Source organism: Vibrio sp. OPT18 (assembly GCF_015163615.1).
Lineage (GTDB): Bacteria > Pseudomonadota > Gammaproteobacteria > Enterobacterales > Vibrionaceae > Vibrio > Vibrio coralliirubri.
On the sequence record NZ_JADDYK010000100.1, the window covers coordinates 58,943 to 74,295 of the forward strand.

Here is a 15,353-nt window from a genome sequence, read left to right on the forward strand (position 1 = left end):
ATTTCACCCCATTCAGACGCTTTTACTCGCTGTTGGTGGGCTTTGAATGCTTCTCGGCTAGTGAATTCTTCATACACTTCAAAGCGATTAGGTTGAAGGGTGCTTTGACTGAGAGATAAACTTATAAACTAAAAAGAATGTTATTTTACTCAGATGGCCTCATGCCTTGAGATTGCTAGTGATTGCTGATTACACAGTTCTTTGTGCTAGGTTAATTATCAAATATAAGATAACACTCTTAATCATGAAAAGAGCAAGCACCTCTGTAGTTGCTCTTCATGTGGAATTCGATGATCTTTTGTGCCGAATTTAAACTGTATAGTCTGAGGGCTTCCCAAGTACCATTGCAACTTCCCCTATAATCCGCAGTCGTTCGAGTTCACTTCTAGGTAGAAAGTCTTCTTCGTACAAGGAGTTGTCACTGATGATCCTATATCCATCTCTCATCAAGTCAAACTCAAGCCGCTTTACCTTTAGTTCACCATCTAAATTAAGAACATGAACACCATGAACCACTTTGTGTGGACTAAATTCTTTTCGGTTGATTAGCAAATCGGCTCCGCTTTCAATTGTAGGCTCCATGCTATCGCCTCTGGATTCAATGATACATAAATCAGCAGAGGACAGCCTATGTCGCCTTAAGTAAGCGTCAGTGAAAGGAAATTCGTCTATTACGCTTTCAGAATCTATGTAAGAGCCATAGCCAGCAGAGGCTACGACTTCGAACTTATCTATAAACGTCACAGGAATTGAAGGGGGCTTTACTTCAATTTCTTTCGATTCTGTATCTTCGCTTAAAAACCACCAAATAGGCTTATTGGCAACTTTCGCTATCACTTCTAGGTTTTCTAGATTGGGCGTCGTTTCGCCTTTTCGGTATTTTCTAATGGTAGCCTCTGATATTCCGCACTTTTGTGCGAACGCCACGTTAGCTCCACCATTCATTGCGTCTTCTAAACGTGCAATAAAGCGGTTTTTTATATCAACTTGAAAAAACCGATCTTGCTCGTTTTTTTCTTCGAGAGTCTTTTCTTTGTAAGTGTCTGACATATAAAGCCTTTTAGCTCAAAGTTTATCGCAAACTTAAAATCGGATAAAAAACCGAGTGAGAATGCTTGACTCGCAGATTAATTCGATCAAATATTTAGCTCAGAAACTTAGTATCGAATTTAAATGCTAATGGTTAGTTATGTAACTAACTATCTTAGCAAAGAAATAGGTAGGAGATCATTATGTTGATTGAAAAAAACGATATGCATCGAATTGACATTGTTGCTGCGCTTCATAAAAAAGGCGTTACCGTAAAAACACTTTCTATCCAAGCAGGGTTAGCTCCAACGACATTATCTAATGCATTGAATAGACCATGGCCTAAAGGTGAAAGAATAATCGCAGAAGCATTGGATGTTCAGCCTCATGATATTTGGCCTAGTCGTTATGCAAATGAGGTTATCTAAGATGTTTGTAACAGCGAAAGATTGCCTAGGGTTAGCTGGAATGCCAACGCGTATACATAACGTTCGAAATAAATTAAATAAATTGGCACTAGATCATCAAAAACGTAAGTGTGAGGGTTCTAAAGCTTTTGAATACCACATTGACTGCTTACCAGAAGAAGCACGCTTATACCTAATCCAGCGTGAAGCAAAAGAAGCAGCAGAAGTTATTAGGGTGAAATCACCGGAAGGTAACGAAAGCATCTCTTCTGATGAATTGTGGTTCGACTTTGATTGCTCATCAGATGCGAAGAAAGATCGCGCTACAAAGCGCCTTAAGGTGTGCTTATTCGTTAAAGGTTTAGTTGAGAACAACAATACCAAGATGAAAGCTGCCATGCGTGAAGCTGCTGAATTCTTTGGTCACTCTTATGGCGCGGTGCATCGTTGGTTTTATATCGCTCCAGGTCTGCAAAAACACCGCATCCCTGTTGAGGATTGGCTGGCGGCGTTGGTGGATAAGCAAGGTTTAGCGGTTACTCGCTTTGCTGAGTTCTCACCTGAAGCATGGTCTTTCTTTAAATCGGACTATCTTCGCCCTGAGCGCCCAAACCATGCGGAGTGTTACCGTCGATTAGAGCAAGCATCAAGTCGTAACGGTTGGGCTATTCCTTGTAGTGCCACTGTAAAGGCATGGGTCAAGAAACACATACCGCATGAGGTGATTGTTTTAAGTCGTGGTGGTCTGTTTGCTGCAAAACAAACGCTAGTACCAGCACAGCGTCGAACTCGTGAAGGTCTGCATGCAATGCAAATCGTTAACGGCGATGGCCATGAACTGCGTATCCGAACGCACTTAGAAGAAGGTGGCAGCGTTATCCGCCCTACGGTGTGGGTGTTCCAAGATGTCTATAGCTCGATGATTGTTGGCTACTCAATTGATATTTCTGAAAACACAGAAATGCTTGGGATCGCACTTTACAACATGGTTTCAAATTTCGGCATACCAAGCCTGTTTGTACTCGATAGAGGCTCAGCAGCGCTAAGTGATGCAATGACAGGTCGAATGAGCCGACCTAAGCGCGGTAAAGGCGGCTTAGTGCATAAGAAGTTTGATAATGCAGAGATTGAAGGGGCTGTCACCGCCATGGGTTCAAGGGTGAGCTGGTCAAAAGTTGAAGATGACAACGTGGGCCGCAAAGGTAACGCAAGAGCCAAACCCATTGAGCGCTTGTTCCATAGTCAAGCTGGTATCGGCCAATTTGAACGTCACCCTGCCTTTGCAGGTGCATACACGGGGTCTTCTGTTGCGGACAAGCCAGCGAACTACGGCGAAACATCAGTACACATTGATTTGGTCGTTGAGATGTTTTCGCAATGGGTTGCTGAGTGGAATGAAGAAGAAGGTCGCCGAGCTGAAATGTGTCGAGGCATCTACAGCTACAAGCAAGTGTTTGAGAAGAGTTATGCCGTTAGCCAGATACGCAAACCAACGGATGTGCAATTAAGGCTTTGCCTACATCGAACTAGAAAGGCAGTGACTGTACACAACGGCGGTCTCGTTGAGTTAAATGCAGGACGTTACAGTCATGGCATAACGAACCGATATGCGAGCCGATTACTGTATGAATATATCGGCGCGAAAGTGAACCTTCGGTTTAACCCATACAACCTTGCGAACGGTGTTTATGCGTATAGCGAAGATGGGAAGTACATCGGCCCAGTACCGTTAGAAGGTGATAAAGCTTTCGATAGTATTTCAGATAGCCGCCACCAAAGTGTGCGTGTTGATGGCGTGATTGAAAGTGCCAACTTTATGAAGAAGCAGATTGTCGACCTATCACTTGATGAATTGCAAAAACAAGCAGTCAGCGACAAGTCCAGTGATGAGTTGGGTGGATTGGTACCGGGCATTGCAGAAATGACACCGCACCTACCGAGAGCGCTTGAAGACTTTGGATATGAAGAAAAAGTGAAGCGTGTCGTAGGCCATGACACGCTTCCAGAGTGTGAAGATTACTCTGTATTTAACGATGAAGGGTTCAACCTTTCATTAATTAAAAACTTTAGTAAGTAAAACAAAACGAGCCGAATATGAAACAGATTATTGAACAAGTCAAAGAAATTAAAGAAAAACGACGATTAACGAACCGTGACATCGCGAAACAAGCTGGCTTTAGTGAGCAAATTTTGAGTGCGTTATTTCGTGATAAATACACGGGTGACTCGGCATCTTATATCGAAATGCTTCGTAAGTGGGTGAATGCTCGAACTGAAAAAGAAGCGCAGCAAGAGTTGCCTTCAGGGTTAAAAGAGCCGGAGTTTGTCATGCTGCCAACAACGAAAAACATCATGGGCATTATGCAGGTCGCCCAAAGCTTAAAGCGCGTAGCTATGGCTTACGAAGGCTCAGGTGTTGGTAAAACAGAAGCTGCACGTGAGTACCAACGCCAGCATCCTAACGTATGGATTGTTACCGTATCAGAGTTCGCTCGCACTTCGATGGCGGTAGTTGATGAGCTGGCTCGTTTAGTGGGCATTGATGTTCAAGGTATGACACTGGCCCGCAAGAACGAGCACCTTATTAAAGCCCTTGACGGGGCGCATGGTTTGATTGTTATCGATGAGGCTCAGTACCTATCCGATAACACGTTAAACGGGCTAAGAATCCTTGCGGAAGGCCGAGCTGGTATCACGCTACTTGGTAATGACATGGTTCATTCGCGTATGCAGGCTACTCGGTCGATTATCAATTTGCGCCCTATCTGGTCTCGCACCATTCGCCCAATGCGTATCGAGAAAACGACAGGACGAGATATCGAGGTTTACATGGCTGCATGGGGTATCACCGATAAAGAGATGGTTAACTTAGCGAAGCAAATTGTGCCACGCACTAACGGCCAGATACGAACGCTTGGTGATGCGATCAAGTTAGGTAGTTCACTGGCGGATAAATCGCAGGAAGTGTTTGGTGTTAAGCACTTTAATACTGCCTTTGGGTATCTCACGGAAAGCATCAAGTAAGGCGGTGGACATGTTTGATGTAGAAAAAATCATGGCCTTCCTAAAGGAAAAGCCGATGTTAAATTTTTCAGCAAAAGATATCGCAGCCCATATAGATATGCGTGCTGACATAAGAAATACGCTGACATATTTGGTTGGCATTGGGGCGGTAAGCAAAAGCGTAAAAAAAGGTTATGCCAGTCTGTATCGGTTTAAAGCGGAAGTTAACTTAGCTTTAGATTGTAAAGGGTGCAACACGCGAACCGAGCGCAGATTGATACTCGATAACCGATGCCCTGCTTGTCGACGTAAAACCAAAGGTTCGCCAATGAGCGTTAGCGATAGGCGAGATAAGGCAATGAAAAAATTCATGTGTATGCCCTTTGGTTTAAAGGCTGCGCACTACGTCAATATTTTTAAGGATGAACATTATGACACTCGCTGAGCAAGTGATTTATCTCGCAGGAACTTGGGTATCGTCCAGCTTTATGCTTGGTCGCCGCAAGGTCTTTGAATGTGAATGTCCACCTGATTTAAAGCGCTCAAAAGTACAAGAACTCTTAGGGGACGCATCTGGAATATCAGCCTTTACCATCACGCTAGTCAAACAAACTGCAGTCATCGAGATGATGGCATTGCCAATCGGCAACTCTTTGATTGTTTGGAAAGCAAGACAAACTGCTAAATAGGTACAGTTATGACAGAGCAAAAAAATGAGTTGTTAAACCGCATTAAAGCGCACTTTAACGAAGTGGAAATTGTTCGTTACTTTCAAGGGATGTATGGAATATGCAGTTTCAATCTTCAAAAAGACACCTTCAAACATGCTGTCTTATTTGCGCAAGAACAGCTACGCCAGTACGAAGTAAACCATCCCCATAACGATCATATCACCGAAGTTGGATGTGGGCGTGTTAAAGATAAACCTCTATGCCCGTACAACGTAGTAACAGACGGGTTTGGGTGTAGCTATTCGGTAACAGTGTCAGACCAGATTATCTTTTTTGGTCACGGTATTCGACCTGAGGTGGCTTTGTTAGTTCGAGAGATGATTTGGGAAAATATTTGCGCATGCATTCTTTTGCTTCGACATCATCGAAAAGAACTATCGAAACATAGCCAAGGAGATTTGATTAAGCGGTTGGTTGGCGAGCTGGTTTGGGAAATGAGGACGCTTATTGAGGAATTCAAACTGACAGCCGATGAAGCGGCAGATTTAATCGATATTCAATTTCAAATACATGAAAGGAAATGATGATGACAGAACAAAAAGTCCCAAAAGGCATGCGTTTAGATAAGAGTGGCAATCCCGTTCCTGAGCGCATCATTGACCCTCACAAGCTTGAGCAAGACGACTTTGTAAATGAGCTGATTCGAATCGCAAAGACTCAGCAAGTGCAACTGAAAGAGTTCAAAGAGTTTGCGTTTGGGGAGTGCGCTGCATTTCTTGAGCTTCTCGGTGAGAAGTACAATGTCGAGAAAGGTGGTCGCAAAGGCAATGTGACGTACACCAGTTTTGATGGTCAGCGTCAGGTTATCATCGCGATGCAAGACAACATTACTTTCGGGCCTGAGCTTCAAATTGCCAAGCAACTTATTGATAAGTATCTGCACGGCTTAACTGAAGGCGCAAACGACGAACTCAAGGTGTTTGTGAATGACGTCTTTGAAGTCGATAAGCAAGGCAAGCTCAATAAGCGTCGAATCTTAGATTTGCGTCAATACAGCATTAACCACCCACTTTGGCTTGAGGCGATGGAGGCCATTGCGGATTCCATCAACATCGCTTCAACCAAACAGTACATCCGCTTTCGTGAGAAAGATGAGCACGGAAAGTGGAAAAATATACCGCTCGATTTTGCGGCTCTTTAATTCATCAACCAAACAGGTTATTAATTATGATTTCAATTGAAAATATTGTTTTACACGAACTGCAAGTCAATGAATGCGGTGAGGTTTCACTTCATTTGAACGACGGTAAAGCGCACTGTGATGTTAACGTTGAGCACCTTGTCAAACGCATACACTCAGTCTTCATAGCAAAGGCAGGTAAAGGCTTTGGTTACTTCCCTGATGAGTGGCGTGATGACGATGTGGCAAGTTATGCGCTTGACCATTTGGTTAAAGGTGATATGCCGTTCTTGCCTATCACAACAAAGTTGGCTGAGAAGCTTCATCAAGAGTTTGTGAAATATCCATTTGCTGACTCTGGTGTATTGGTCTTTGCTGAGTATCTAAGTCTGGGCACTCGTTACTTGTTGATTGGTCTTGTTCCTAAAGCGCACTCTCTGGTGGCAAGTGATGACTTAAAAATCGCAGGGGTGGATTATCTGGATATCAATCACATGACGATAGCTGCTCGCATCGATGTCAGTGACATGGCAAATACCAAACTGGGTGAAGAGGCAAGCTATGTTTCCTTTATGCGCTCAGGTGGTAAACGTCGAATGAATGATTTCTTCATCGAATTTCTTGGTATCAATTTGGCGACTGAAGCTAAAGTTCGAAACGAGGTGTTATACCAAGCACTTGAAGACTTTATCTGTGACTCTAATGTGGGTGAAGAATCTCGCAACATGTTCGAGCGCACCGCTTACGCCTACTGTGATGGTCAAATCAAAATCAAAGATGACATTTCACTAAAAGAGTTATCTGACGCTATCAGTGATGAGTTTGACCAAAGCTTCCAGAGTTACGTTGAAGAAAACGGTTATGAACTTGATGAGTGCTTTCAAGGCGACCGTGCATCATTACGCCGCTTAGTGAAAATCGCAGGCTCTGGTGGTGGTATCTCCATGTCCTTTGATGCGCGGCTACTGAACGAGCGCGTGTTCTATGATGTAGAAACTGACACACTAACGCTTAAAGGGACGCCACCAGCTATGCGAGATTTGATGTTGCGTAAATCTAAGGCTAATGGAGAGAGTGGCAATGCATAAGATGCTTCGTATTAAACAAGACTTGATCGAGTCAAGCGTTGAAGACGCCAAGTTGACATTAGAGTGCGTACTAAACCGAGACCCACAAAAGGCGAAGGATGCTGCTGAGCAGGTGTTGGGGCAATTACCAATGCCAAAGCGTACTGACATGATGCCCGGTCAGATGACTCGAATAGCCATGCTGCGCACTATCGTTAAACAAGCAAATAAATTACTCGCAACGAGTAAATAACCACCCTCAGTAAATAACACATTAAATACAGCGAGCAGAGCTCTAGCGCTTCACTGCTTTGGTTTTGCTCGCTTTGAAGATGGTTAAAACGTTATTTAAACCGGATTTAAAGGATATTAAAAAATGAAAGAATTAAACGAAGTTGTTAGCACTCACCTTAACCAAATGTGTACCGATGGCACACTTGAAAAAATGGTCCAAGAACAGGCTGATGTTCTGGTTAAAAACCTTGTTAGTCGCTCTATGGAGACTTATGGAACATTTGGTAAAGCTATTCAAGCCAAGATTGATGAGTCTCTTCAGGGGGCGTTAAACAACGTTACTTTGCCTGAATACAATCGCTTTATTGCTGAGACGCTAATCAATGCCTATCAGAATGCGATCAACGAACAGGCCACAGGTAAAATCAAAGAGCTTATTGATGTCACATTTAAGCCTGTTGATGCGGTTATCACTGCTGATGACTTCTTTGAAGGAATTAAAGAAGCAGCAAAAAACTGGACTCTTGAAGACCAAGAGGAAATCGAACTGCAATGGGATAGTGATGACGTTTATTCACGTATTGAAATAATTATTTCAGATCAAACTCGTATTACATTGTATGACCACAAGCATGTTGGAAAGCACCATATTGGCTACCTAGCTAATAATAGTCACGTATTTAGTGGCCCTTTAATGGATTCAACACACTGTTTCGGCATTGACGCTTACCTGTACCAACTCTATTGCGCAGGAACTGAAATCACTGGCTTGCATTCGGCTTATGGTGACAGTATTTCACTGCAAGATTGGTGACCATCATGGTGACCATCATGGTGACCATCATGGAGACCAATCAACTGCTTATTGAAGTTAAGGGCATTATTGGTCACGCGGTCTGCACTATACGTGCAGGCCAAGCCTCGCAAAGCCAGCGTGATAATGCATTAGACAATTTAGCCTCGGCAATGTTTGCCATCGAAGAACATTTATCTCAATCAGGAGAGCGACATGACTAAGAAGACATTAGGCTGTGATTACGAAAGTAGTGACTTTGGCGCTTACTACCCGGATTCAACTTGTATCGATGGTTATCTATGGGATATGGATAGTGGTGGTACTGATGCAGATGGAAGTAGTTATTTAGATTTTGGTGGTGATATTCCTTGCCCTAACTGTAATGCAAAAAAATACGTTAAGTCATACATCTCTGACCATTTGATTGAAGAAGGATATAACTCGGTTAGTAAACCTCTGACAACTAAGCAAATTAAGAATGTACTTCGCACGTGGCCGTCTTATCGTCGTCGTATGGCAATGCGCTACTTACGCTCTGGTCGCCGTGAAGCGATTCGTGACGCAAAGCAAGAGGGTTAAATGTGAAGTTCGATAGTTTTGAAAAGTGGTTAGCTGATGAATTAAGCCTGCCAGATGATGAGCACTATGATCCAGATGGTGATTCTTCTCTAGCTGTAATGCGCCGCTTGCGCAGTGGTAAATTGAAAACGCTTTGTTGGGAATATCGTCATCTATTTTATACATTGAAATACGAAGCAAAGCGCACTAGATGGCCAGAAGCAAACCTTGAGTGGATTATGTTATGGCTGATATTCCCATTAACAATAACAGTTCTACCAGTACTGAAAGCGTTTTTAAGAGTCGAGAGTGCCAAGGCAGAGTTTTCAGCTCTTTATAATCGCTATGTAAGGAAAAAAAGAATGATGTCACGCTTTAAGGATTGATATGGAGCTTGTAACAATATCATTTTCAGTTCCAACTGCATTGCTAAATGGTCTGTATGATGCGTTTGTTCTCTGGTTTTGCGTCGGCTCATTGGTGTTTTTGCCTTGGTCAATTTACCGAGCTCAAGACCGAAATAAAGAGTACCAATACACAGCATCAAGGCGTGGGTTACCAATCGTACTCCTTGTTATTTTGCTTTGGCCGTTAGCATTACGTGTAATAATTAAAGAGGATCGATAACTATGCCTTGCATGCCAATCGTTGAAAATGGAAAGAACATAGGCTTTATGTGTGGGAGCTTTTCACAGGAAGAAGTAGCACAGAGTTTTTGTTTTGATTGCGAAAGCAATAGCCCAAGAGCGGCGTTCCTTTGTGATTACCCTGTCGGTAATGACAAGACTTGTGATAGGCAGCTATGTCCTAACTGCGCTAACGCGGTTGGCCCTAACATGCATTACTGCACTACTCATCATAAAGAGTGGACTGAATTTCAAAACAGTGGCGAAGGCCACAAGCAAGTTTTAAACGCAATTAAATCAGGTAAGAAGCTCACCGTTCTTACTCGTTAAAACCAATATTTAAATACAGGCAAGCGACGCTCTCAGCGTTCCCGCTTTGGCTTCGCTCAGCCTGAATATCGTGAGAAATATATTATGGATAACCAAGCTGTTATTGAGCAAATCAAGATTGCTCTTGAACCATGCAATAAAAACAACCCTTGCCTATGCGGTAGCGGCAAGAAATACAGACACTGCTGTCGTAAAAAGCACGCACGAATGTTTAAGGCTTACCAGAGAGAGAACGATTAATGCCAACAGGACTAGAACGCTCTTTCGTTTCAGTCCACTCACGCTCTAGGTTAGAGCGTGAGATTGAGATGGCTGAGGCAATCATGGAGCACAACAATACGGCGTTCCCTGACTCAACGTTTGAAGAAGGATACATAGCAGCCATTAATTTCGTATTAAATCGATATTCTTCAAGCGTACGTGATGAATTTGAAGCGATTATGGCGAACTCTCAATGAAGCAAATATCAATGATTTTTAACTCAGATATGGTCAAAGCTTTACTGGATGGTCGAAAGACGGTAAGTCGTCATTCTATTCGTCCTTTAGATGATTGGGAGCTAGCTTGCGAAAATCACCAATGACCATTATACCTGAACATATAAACAGACTGGATGGATAGTCAGCCAATGCTTGACTTTTCCCTTTCACCCAAACTAGAATAAATTTAACCTTTTTGGTTGAATTTATTTTGTGTTGTGGTTATATTTAGTTCAGCCCCACATTAACATTCAAAGAGGGCTTGGGAGGACACACAATGGCACTAACAGAATTCGGCAAAGTCGTTCGCAAAGCACGCATAGATGTAGGTTATACATTAAAAACCATGTCTGAAGAGCTTGAAACGTCAGCAGCTTTTCTGAGTGGCTTAGAGACTGGTAGCAAAAAGATATCAAAAGATTGGGTTAACAAGATTGATGCTTTTTTCGAATCAAAAGGCTATCCGATTGAGAACCTACAGCAATTAGCTGACGTTGCAAACGAAAACGTATCGCTTAGCGGTCTTTCTCAGCAGCAACAAATGCTTGTAGCAGGCTTTGCGAGCTCACCGTTTACACCGGATGAACTAAAGAAGTTTGCAGCATTCTTAGAAGAAATTAATAAACAACATGGAGGGCAGTAAATGCAAGAAAACTATCGACTGAGAGGCAGCCGCGTTCAGCCTTTGCCTCTCGGTAAGATCTCGAACGTCGCGAACAACGTAGGGAGGCTGTTCAATTTAAATCAACGAAACAAACGTAACTTCGATCATGTGTTTGAATCGTTATATGAACTGGGTGTAATTTTAAACGTGGTTGACGATAATGAATGGTTGTTCGTAACAAAAGGGCATTGTGATCCTAGCGTAGCGACAATATCCATTCCTCAATCAATTTATAACAATGCGTGTCTTGGCGAACGTGATGCTCTGGCAGTAATGCTCCATGAAATGGGTCATCTTTTTCTAGCGCACAAACCCGTTCTGCACTACTCACAAGAATTGCTAACACAGGAAGAAGACTCAGAATGGCAAGCGGATTGCTTTGCTGATGTAATACTTAAGAATATGGGATATCAAACAGAACAACTTTCTTTTGATTTCTATACGTAAAAAGCCCCGTCCATTGACCACGGAAGGGGCTAATTAAATCCCTTAGTTTAAGCGACCAAACTAAAACTAAGGATAATTCTAACCCGAGAGTTAACCGAGTCTGAATCACTATTCTACAAGCCAGATTATAGACTTTTTGCCTTAAAACGCAAGACACGTTAGTGCGACAAGGCTCTCATAACTTTAGAGAGTGACGCTATGAAAAGCGGATACTGCCCTAAGTGCAAAAATCCATGCGAGGTAAGCTTTGTCAGTCATGTGACTAAAAATGGCAAAGTCATCTATCCACGCAAAGGGAAACGCTGCTTAGTTATCCCACACTGCCCTAGTTGCAGTAAATAAGTCCCCAGCCTCCATCTTAGGCTGGAGGCTTATAAATAACTCTATAATCTGGAGGCCAATGTTATGGCTACTACAACTTGCCCTAAATGCGATCAACCTTGCGAGCTAATCTTTAGACGTTCTATAACAACTAAGGATGGTCGTGTTGTCTACCCTAAAACAGGTCGTGTTTTTCCAATCCCTGTCTGTAATTGCGATGGTTGTGAGCTTACGTCTGCATAGCTCAACTTTTTAACCACTAAATGAAAGAGCCCCACTTAACGTGGGGCTTTTTTGTACATATCACTTGCCAATTTCTCCTTAGCAACCCCTATAATTAATCGTTTTCGTAATTGGGTAACAAAATGATAACGCGACAAGTTAAAAGAGGTCGCCCACGTCAAGGTGAAAACGTTAAAAGCACTGCCGAACGCGCACGTGATGCAAAAGCAAAACGCCAGCGCGATGGACGCAAGACGAAAGAGTTTGTTCTTAACGCCGATTCCTATGCTCTCTTTGATAAGTTACGCACAGAAGCAGGGTTTGGTGCGAAAGAAAGCTCGGAGTTCTTTGAGGCATTAATACTCAAAGTCGCATGTAAACCTTGGTATGGGCCGCCTTTCAAGCTGCCATTGGAGAAAGCTGATGTACAAGATTAATCGTAAAGGTCACTACGCCATGATCCATAAAGGCGTTAACGCGCTTCTTAAAGAGCGCATGGGCTACACCGACGATGATGAATACCGTAATTATTTGGCGATGACCATTGGTAAAACATCGTGCAAAGAGATGAGCGACGAAGAGCTGGTTCAAGTTGTGATTAATTTGCGTAATGAAGGGTATCTCGATCACCCTAAACGTCCCGGTGGCTCAAATAGCGATAGACCAACATCGGCGCAATGGGCAAAGCTGGCGGCACTATCAAAAGAACGTGGCTGGAAAGCATTAGAAGACGATCGCCTCGATGCGTTTGTTGAGCGAACGACCGGACTGAAAAAAACGCGCTGGTTAACGGGGACTAAAATCAGTGAAGTTATTCTCGGTCTTGAGCGATGGCTTGCTGGAGGCCGTAGTCATGGCTAGGGTGAATGACTTTTCATCACGCTATCGAGTTATCGAAGTACGCTCTCAAGAGCAGCTTGAAGGATTGCTTGAGCAGATATGGCCAACGAAGGCTATCCCGGCTGACGAACTGTTTGAACGCTTTGGCTCTCCAGTCGATGAAGCCATTATCAAAAGCGATTTAGGATACCCACGTAAGTGGTACACCCCTGCTGAGTTATCAGCGTATTTTTGGATGAGAAGTAATTACCATGCCCAAGACGAAAAAGATCGATATAGTGACGACGAATAGAGCGATGGAGTGTGGGGGCACAACTCGCAATCGCCGCATTCGAGATTTGAACTTCTTTGCCTTTCGCCTTCATTCATGGTTAGTGTTCGTGGAGGACTTGGGGGAAGATGCGGAAAAGAAAACAGAGCAGTTACCTTTGTTCTAATGACAAAGCGTTTCGATATGACTAGGCCAGCAATTGCTGGCCTGTGTTTTATTTAACACCGAGCAAATACCCCTCGGCCACCATGATAACAGCCACTACCGCGAAGATGACCTTCACGATAGTGCCGCCATTGCGCATAAACCACGAGGTTGATTTAGTCGCCCCTTCCACGTTGTCATGCCAAGTTTGCAGCTTTGATACCTGACGGATTATGTTATTAATTGATTTTTGACAAGCATTCACATCCTTTGAAATCAACTTAAATGACGAGTTAGAATCATGCACTGCAGTGAGCAGCTTGGTCATCGTACTTTCATTATCCACCAAGCGCTTTATCACCTGTTCGTGTACAGCAATGTCTTTACCGTGCTCATAGATTTTCTTTTCTAATTCTTTTAATTCACTCATGACTTACCGTTCAGTGATGGTTTGCTGCCCTTAAAAGATGCACCATAGAAAAAGCTGATAATTCCAGCGATGATAGTGCCTAGCAAAAAGCCAAGAATCGTATCAGCAAAGCGGATAGCGTCATCGGGTATTTTTGCAAAGGTGATTGCAAACAGATACGCCGTCGCAACGATGGCCCAGTAAAACGAGAAGTAGTACAAGAACCGACTGACAAAGCGGTCTTTACTTTCGATTGCGGTTTCCTGCATTTCCCTTGCGTCTTTTTTATCCCCAAAGGCTAGCTTACTGAACTCCAGTTCATGCGCCATCAAGTCGCTTTTCACTTGAGTGGCGATAGTTGGATCTTGTAATGCTTGAAGGGTGTCCGTGATTGAAGCGGTGCCAGTCACTGCTTGTGTCACCTTGACAATCTTATCGGCTATCTCATTGCCGTTATTGCCACCAAACCAATTCCCGATGGTTTCACCAACGCCTAGCGCGTTGGCAATCCCCAGGGCTGCTGTGATTAAACTCATAGACGTACAACCTCCAGTTCGTACGCATCATCGGTCAGCGTTTCCAGTAATACGTCCATCGCTTTTCGGCTGTTGGCTACGCCCCATTTCGCACTATGAAGTGCAGTTCCCGGAGCAATGCAGCCTTCCAGTTGGCTTGGGAAGTTTGCCACATGAATTAAGCAGTGTGTGCGCTGGCTTGGGCCGTAGATAGTCACGCCGAGCGATGGCGCTTCAAGTGCAAAGCATTCACCAAACTTAGGTGATTTATGGCGCTTTACAATGTAGGTGCCAGCCGGAATACAGCTCACGCTTGGGTTGTTATTGTTCCACTCTCGCTCGACCGTCACGCAAAGACGCTGGCCGTTCATAAAGAGTTCGCCGTAAGTGCCGTTAGATAAGCCCTTAGTGATAAGTTTTAGTTTTTTCATATCGCGTTCCTACTGGAAGTTATTGGTACTGTTTTCGTCAACCACGGTATGCGTCACTGCCGTGACCGTGATGTTGGCGCGTTCTTGATTACTGATAGTTTTGATTTTGTCGATGGTGACCCCTTGTTCATCGGTGATGGTGACATCGGCGTAATAGACCCCTTCAATGGCTTTACAAATCGAGGAAATATCTTGAACCACGATGTCCTTGCCGTGAGTGGTTTTCCATTTCAAAAACTCCGCGCTCACAAGCTTGGTAGCGGTTTTTACAATGGTGTTACCAAGGGCTGCATAGTCCTTGAAGACAAGTAGGTTAATGGTCGCCGTTCCATCAACGCCGCTTGGTGCGACGACTTTCGGTAAGTCGCCCATAGGGACGCGCTTCTTACCAGAGCATTCAGCATAAATAGCATCCACAATAGGCTTCTCTGGCAAAGAGCCATCAAGCAAGATCGCGCTGATGTTGATGTGATTCGGCTCTGGTGACCACACCGAGACTGAGCCAATGGCGGAGCTGGCTGACAGAGCAAAGAACTCGTAAGCATCATATGGCCCTGCGACGCTAAATTGAGAAGGCGCAAGCCAAATACGATAGGCATAGCGGTCATCATCTTCTGCAGGTGCGCCGCCTTGACTGGTGGTCACGTTAGTCGCGCTCTCAATGGCTGGAATACGGTTATCGACCAGTGTTGCTATCTGTCCGCGAATA

General features: G+C 43.8%; 26 protein-coding genes and 1 pseudogene. 21 read left to right on the plus strand and 6 right to left on the minus strand.

The window, feature by feature from the left end; translation table 11 throughout:
• Both IQQ51_RS27640 and IQQ51_RS24400 read right to left on the minus strand, forming a co-directional pair.
• A pseudogene (locus tag IQQ51_RS27640) lies at nucleotides 1–125 on the minus strand (putative quinol monooxygenase); the annotation flags it as partial.
• A gap of 184 nt (nucleotides 126–309) precedes the next feature.
• The gene (locus tag IQQ51_RS24400) at nucleotides 310–1,050 is read right to left on the minus strand and encodes an XRE family transcriptional regulator (RefSeq protein WP_193842346.1); all 741 of its coding nucleotides are present in this window, start codon (nucleotides 1,048–1,050) and stop codon (nucleotides 310–312) included.
• A gap of 182 nt (nucleotides 1,051–1,232) precedes the next feature.
• On the opposite strand from IQQ51_RS24400, the gene IQQ51_RS24405 reads away from it, so the two are divergent.
• The 21 genes from IQQ51_RS24405 to IQQ51_RS24505 all read left to right on the plus strand — a co-directional run bounded on the left by IQQ51_RS24405 (nucleotide 1,233) and on the right by IQQ51_RS24505 (nucleotide 13,166).
• Entirely contained in the window at nucleotides 1,233–1,457 is a 225-nt protein-coding gene (locus IQQ51_RS24405) for a helix-turn-helix domain-containing protein (RefSeq protein WP_078754217.1), read from the plus strand.
• 1 nt (nucleotide 1,458) lies between these two features.
• Nucleotides 1,459–3,513 carry a transposase domain-containing protein gene (locus tag IQQ51_RS24410; RefSeq protein ID WP_193842347.1) on the plus strand — a complete coding sequence of 685 codons (2,055 nt, stop codon included), beginning with the start codon at nucleotides 1,459–1,461 and terminating at the stop codon, nucleotides 3,511–3,513.
• A 17-nt stretch (nucleotides 3,514–3,530) separates the two neighbouring features.
• Nucleotides 3,531–4,460, plus strand: coding sequence for an AAA family ATPase (locus tag IQQ51_RS24415; RefSeq protein ID WP_193842348.1), 930 nt, complete (start codon nucleotides 3,531–3,533; stop codon nucleotides 4,458–4,460).
• Between the two features lie 10 nt (nucleotides 4,461–4,470).
• A complete protein-coding gene (locus IQQ51_RS24420; RefSeq protein WP_193842349.1) occupies nucleotides 4,471–4,884 on the plus strand; it encodes a hypothetical protein in 414 nt (137 codons plus the stop codon).
• Nucleotides 4,871–5,128, plus strand: coding sequence for a hypothetical protein (locus IQQ51_RS24425; RefSeq protein ID WP_193842350.1), 258 nt, complete (start codon nucleotides 4,871–4,873; stop codon nucleotides 5,126–5,128). The genes IQQ51_RS24420 and IQQ51_RS24425 overlap by 14 nt, the downstream gene beginning before the upstream one ends.
• A gap of 8 nt (nucleotides 5,129–5,136) precedes the next feature.
• Nucleotides 5,137–5,694 (plus strand): hypothetical protein, encoded by a 558-nt coding sequence (locus tag IQQ51_RS24430; protein WP_193842351.1) that lies wholly within the window; start codon nucleotides 5,137–5,139, stop codon nucleotides 5,692–5,694.
• 2 nt (nucleotides 5,695–5,696) lie between these two features.
• Nucleotides 5,697–6,311 carry a DUF3164 family protein gene (locus IQQ51_RS24435; RefSeq protein ID WP_193842352.1) on the plus strand — a complete coding sequence of 205 codons (615 nt, stop codon included), beginning with the start codon at nucleotides 5,697–5,699 and terminating at the stop codon, nucleotides 6,309–6,311.
• 26 nt (nucleotides 6,312–6,337) lie between these two features.
• On the plus strand, nucleotides 6,338–7,378 hold the full coding sequence (locus IQQ51_RS24440) for a nucleoid-associated protein (protein ID WP_193842353.1): 1,041 nt from the start codon (nucleotides 6,338–6,340) through the stop codon (nucleotides 7,376–7,378).
• Nucleotides 7,371–7,610, plus strand: a complete 240-nt coding sequence (locus IQQ51_RS24445) for a hypothetical protein (RefSeq protein ID WP_193842354.1) — start codon at nucleotides 7,371–7,373, stop codon at nucleotides 7,608–7,610. Before IQQ51_RS24440 ends, IQQ51_RS24445 begins: the two co-directional genes overlap by 8 nt.
• Before the next feature lie 123 nt (nucleotides 7,611–7,733).
• Nucleotides 7,734–8,405: a hypothetical protein gene (locus tag IQQ51_RS24450; protein WP_193842355.1), complete on the plus strand. Its 672-nt coding sequence runs from the start codon at nucleotides 7,734–7,736 to the stop codon at nucleotides 8,403–8,405.
• Between the two features lie 5 nt (nucleotides 8,406–8,410).
• Nucleotides 8,411–8,608 carry a hypothetical protein gene (locus IQQ51_RS24455; RefSeq protein WP_193842397.1) on the plus strand — a complete coding sequence of 66 codons (198 nt, stop codon included), beginning with the start codon at nucleotides 8,411–8,413 and terminating at the stop codon, nucleotides 8,606–8,608.
• Nucleotides 8,601–8,966, plus strand: coding sequence for a hypothetical protein (locus IQQ51_RS24460; protein ID WP_193842356.1), 366 nt, complete (start codon nucleotides 8,601–8,603; stop codon nucleotides 8,964–8,966). The genes IQQ51_RS24455 and IQQ51_RS24460 overlap by 8 nt, the downstream gene beginning before the upstream one ends.
• A gap of 2 nt (nucleotides 8,967–8,968) precedes the next feature.
• Entirely contained in the window at nucleotides 8,969–9,331 is a 363-nt protein-coding gene (locus tag IQQ51_RS24465) for a hypothetical protein (RefSeq protein ID WP_193842357.1), read from the plus strand.
• A gap of 243 nt (nucleotides 9,332–9,574) precedes the next feature.
• Nucleotides 9,575–9,901, plus strand: coding sequence for a hypothetical protein (locus IQQ51_RS24470; protein WP_193842358.1), 327 nt, complete (start codon nucleotides 9,575–9,577; stop codon nucleotides 9,899–9,901).
• Between the two features lie 84 nt (nucleotides 9,902–9,985).
• Nucleotides 9,986–10,141, plus strand: a complete 156-nt coding sequence (locus IQQ51_RS27980; protein WP_193842359.1) for an SEC-C metal-binding domain-containing protein — start codon at nucleotides 9,986–9,988, stop codon at nucleotides 10,139–10,141.
• Nucleotides 10,141–10,359, plus strand: coding sequence for a hypothetical protein (locus IQQ51_RS24480; protein WP_193842360.1), 219 nt, complete (start codon nucleotides 10,141–10,143; stop codon nucleotides 10,357–10,359). Before IQQ51_RS27980 ends, IQQ51_RS24480 begins: the two co-directional genes overlap by 1 nt.
• A 298-nt stretch (nucleotides 10,360–10,657) precedes the next feature.
• A complete protein-coding gene (locus tag IQQ51_RS24485) occupies nucleotides 10,658–11,023 on the plus strand; it encodes a helix-turn-helix domain-containing protein (RefSeq protein WP_193842361.1) in 366 nt (121 codons plus the stop codon).
• A complete protein-coding gene (locus IQQ51_RS24490) occupies nucleotides 11,024–11,491 on the plus strand; it encodes an ImmA/IrrE family metallo-endopeptidase (protein WP_193842362.1) in 468 nt (155 codons plus the stop codon). It begins immediately after the preceding gene.
• Nucleotides 11,492–12,177: 686 nt separating this feature from the next.
• Nucleotides 12,178–12,471 (plus strand): hypothetical protein, encoded by a 294-nt coding sequence (locus IQQ51_RS24495; RefSeq protein WP_193842363.1) that lies wholly within the window; start codon nucleotides 12,178–12,180, stop codon nucleotides 12,469–12,471.
• Nucleotides 12,458–12,895: a regulatory protein GemA gene (locus tag IQQ51_RS24500; RefSeq protein WP_193842364.1), complete on the plus strand. Its 438-nt coding sequence runs from the start codon at nucleotides 12,458–12,460 to the stop codon at nucleotides 12,893–12,895. The genes IQQ51_RS24495 and IQQ51_RS24500 overlap by 14 nt, the downstream gene beginning before the upstream one ends.
• On the plus strand, nucleotides 12,888–13,166 hold the full coding sequence (locus IQQ51_RS24505) for a hypothetical protein (protein ID WP_193842365.1): 279 nt from the start codon (nucleotides 12,888–12,890) through the stop codon (nucleotides 13,164–13,166). Before IQQ51_RS24500 ends, IQQ51_RS24505 begins: the two co-directional genes overlap by 8 nt.
• A 193-nt stretch (nucleotides 13,167–13,359) precedes the next feature.
• Here the strand turns inward: IQQ51_RS24505 and IQQ51_RS24510 are convergent, their stop codons facing one another.
• The 4 genes from IQQ51_RS24510 to IQQ51_RS27645 all read right to left on the minus strand — a co-directional run.
• Nucleotides 13,360–13,719: a hypothetical protein gene (locus IQQ51_RS24510; RefSeq protein WP_193842366.1), complete on the minus strand. Its 360-nt coding sequence runs from the start codon at nucleotides 13,717–13,719 to the stop codon at nucleotides 13,360–13,362.
• Nucleotides 13,716–14,234 carry a hypothetical protein gene (locus IQQ51_RS24515; RefSeq protein ID WP_193842367.1) on the minus strand — a complete coding sequence of 173 codons (519 nt, stop codon included), beginning with the start codon at nucleotides 14,232–14,234 and terminating at the stop codon, nucleotides 13,716–13,718. The genes IQQ51_RS24510 and IQQ51_RS24515 overlap by 4 nt, the downstream gene beginning before the upstream one ends.
• Nucleotides 14,231–14,644, minus strand: a complete 414-nt coding sequence (locus IQQ51_RS24520) for a DUF5675 family protein (protein WP_193842368.1) — start codon at nucleotides 14,642–14,644, stop codon at nucleotides 14,231–14,233. The genes IQQ51_RS24515 and IQQ51_RS24520 overlap by 4 nt, the downstream gene beginning before the upstream one ends.
• Nucleotides 14,645–14,653: 9 nt before the next feature.
• The coding region (locus IQQ51_RS27645; protein WP_228013220.1) for a baseplate J/gp47 family protein at nucleotides 14,654–15,353 on the minus strand (700 nt) is incomplete at its 5' end.

What these genes read in the sequence shown, in the direction of transcription:
- IQQ51_RS24400 (WP_193842346.1), bottom strand. Translation starts at nt 1,050, where the DNA reads ATGTCAGACACTTACAAAGAAAAGACTCTCGAAGAAAAAAACGAGCAA.
- IQQ51_RS24405 (WP_078754217.1), top strand. Translation starts at nt 1,233, where the DNA reads ATGTTGATTGAAAAAAACGATATGCATCGAATTGACATTGTTGCTGCG.
- IQQ51_RS24410 (WP_193842347.1), top strand. Translation starts at nt 1,459, where the DNA reads ATGTTTGTAACAGCGAAAGATTGCCTAGGGTTAGCTGGAATGCCAACG.
- IQQ51_RS24415 (WP_193842348.1), top strand. Translation starts at nt 3,531, where the DNA reads ATGAAACAGATTATTGAACAAGTCAAAGAAATTAAAGAAAAACGACGA.
- IQQ51_RS24420 (WP_193842349.1), top strand. Translation starts at nt 4,471, where the DNA reads ATGTTTGATGTAGAAAAAATCATGGCCTTCCTAAAGGAAAAGCCGATG.
- IQQ51_RS24425 (WP_193842350.1), top strand. Translation starts at nt 4,871, where the DNA reads ATGACACTCGCTGAGCAAGTGATTTATCTCGCAGGAACTTGGGTATCG.
- IQQ51_RS24430 (WP_193842351.1), top strand. Translation starts at nt 5,137, where the DNA reads ATGACAGAGCAAAAAAATGAGTTGTTAAACCGCATTAAAGCGCACTTT.
- IQQ51_RS24435 (WP_193842352.1), top strand. Translation starts at nt 5,697, where the DNA reads ATGACAGAACAAAAAGTCCCAAAAGGCATGCGTTTAGATAAGAGTGGC.
- IQQ51_RS24440 (WP_193842353.1), top strand. Translation starts at nt 6,338, where the DNA reads ATGATTTCAATTGAAAATATTGTTTTACACGAACTGCAAGTCAATGAA.
- IQQ51_RS24445 (WP_193842354.1), top strand. Translation starts at nt 7,371, where the DNA reads ATGCATAAGATGCTTCGTATTAAACAAGACTTGATCGAGTCAAGCGTT.
- IQQ51_RS24450 (WP_193842355.1), top strand. Translation starts at nt 7,734, where the DNA reads ATGAAAGAATTAAACGAAGTTGTTAGCACTCACCTTAACCAAATGTGT.
- IQQ51_RS24455 (WP_193842397.1), top strand. Translation starts at nt 8,411, where the DNA reads ATGGTGACCATCATGGTGACCATCATGGAGACCAATCAACTGCTTATT.
- IQQ51_RS24460 (WP_193842356.1), top strand. Translation starts at nt 8,601, where the DNA reads ATGACTAAGAAGACATTAGGCTGTGATTACGAAAGTAGTGACTTTGGC.
- IQQ51_RS24470 (WP_193842358.1), top strand. Translation starts at nt 9,575, where the DNA reads ATGCCTTGCATGCCAATCGTTGAAAATGGAAAGAACATAGGCTTTATG.
- IQQ51_RS27980 (WP_193842359.1), top strand. Translation starts at nt 9,986, where the DNA reads ATGGATAACCAAGCTGTTATTGAGCAAATCAAGATTGCTCTTGAACCA.
- IQQ51_RS24480 (WP_193842360.1), top strand. Translation starts at nt 10,141, where the DNA reads ATGCCAACAGGACTAGAACGCTCTTTCGTTTCAGTCCACTCACGCTCT.
- IQQ51_RS24485 (WP_193842361.1), top strand. Translation starts at nt 10,658, where the DNA reads ATGGCACTAACAGAATTCGGCAAAGTCGTTCGCAAAGCACGCATAGAT.
- IQQ51_RS24490 (WP_193842362.1), top strand. Translation starts at nt 11,024, where the DNA reads ATGCAAGAAAACTATCGACTGAGAGGCAGCCGCGTTCAGCCTTTGCCT.
- IQQ51_RS24495 (WP_193842363.1), top strand. Translation starts at nt 12,178, where the DNA reads ATGATAACGCGACAAGTTAAAAGAGGTCGCCCACGTCAAGGTGAAAAC.
- IQQ51_RS24500 (WP_193842364.1), top strand. Translation starts at nt 12,458, where the DNA reads ATGTACAAGATTAATCGTAAAGGTCACTACGCCATGATCCATAAAGGC.
- IQQ51_RS24505 (WP_193842365.1), top strand. Translation starts at nt 12,888, where the DNA reads ATGGCTAGGGTGAATGACTTTTCATCACGCTATCGAGTTATCGAAGTA.
- IQQ51_RS24510 (WP_193842366.1), bottom strand. Translation starts at nt 13,719, where the DNA reads ATGAGTGAATTAAAAGAATTAGAAAAGAAAATCTATGAGCACGGTAAA.
- IQQ51_RS24515 (WP_193842367.1), bottom strand. Translation starts at nt 14,234, where the DNA reads ATGAGTTTAATCACAGCAGCCCTGGGGATTGCCAACGCGCTAGGCGTT.
- IQQ51_RS24520 (WP_193842368.1), bottom strand. Translation starts at nt 14,644, where the DNA reads ATGAAAAAACTAAAACTTATCACTAAGGGCTTATCTAACGGCACTTAC.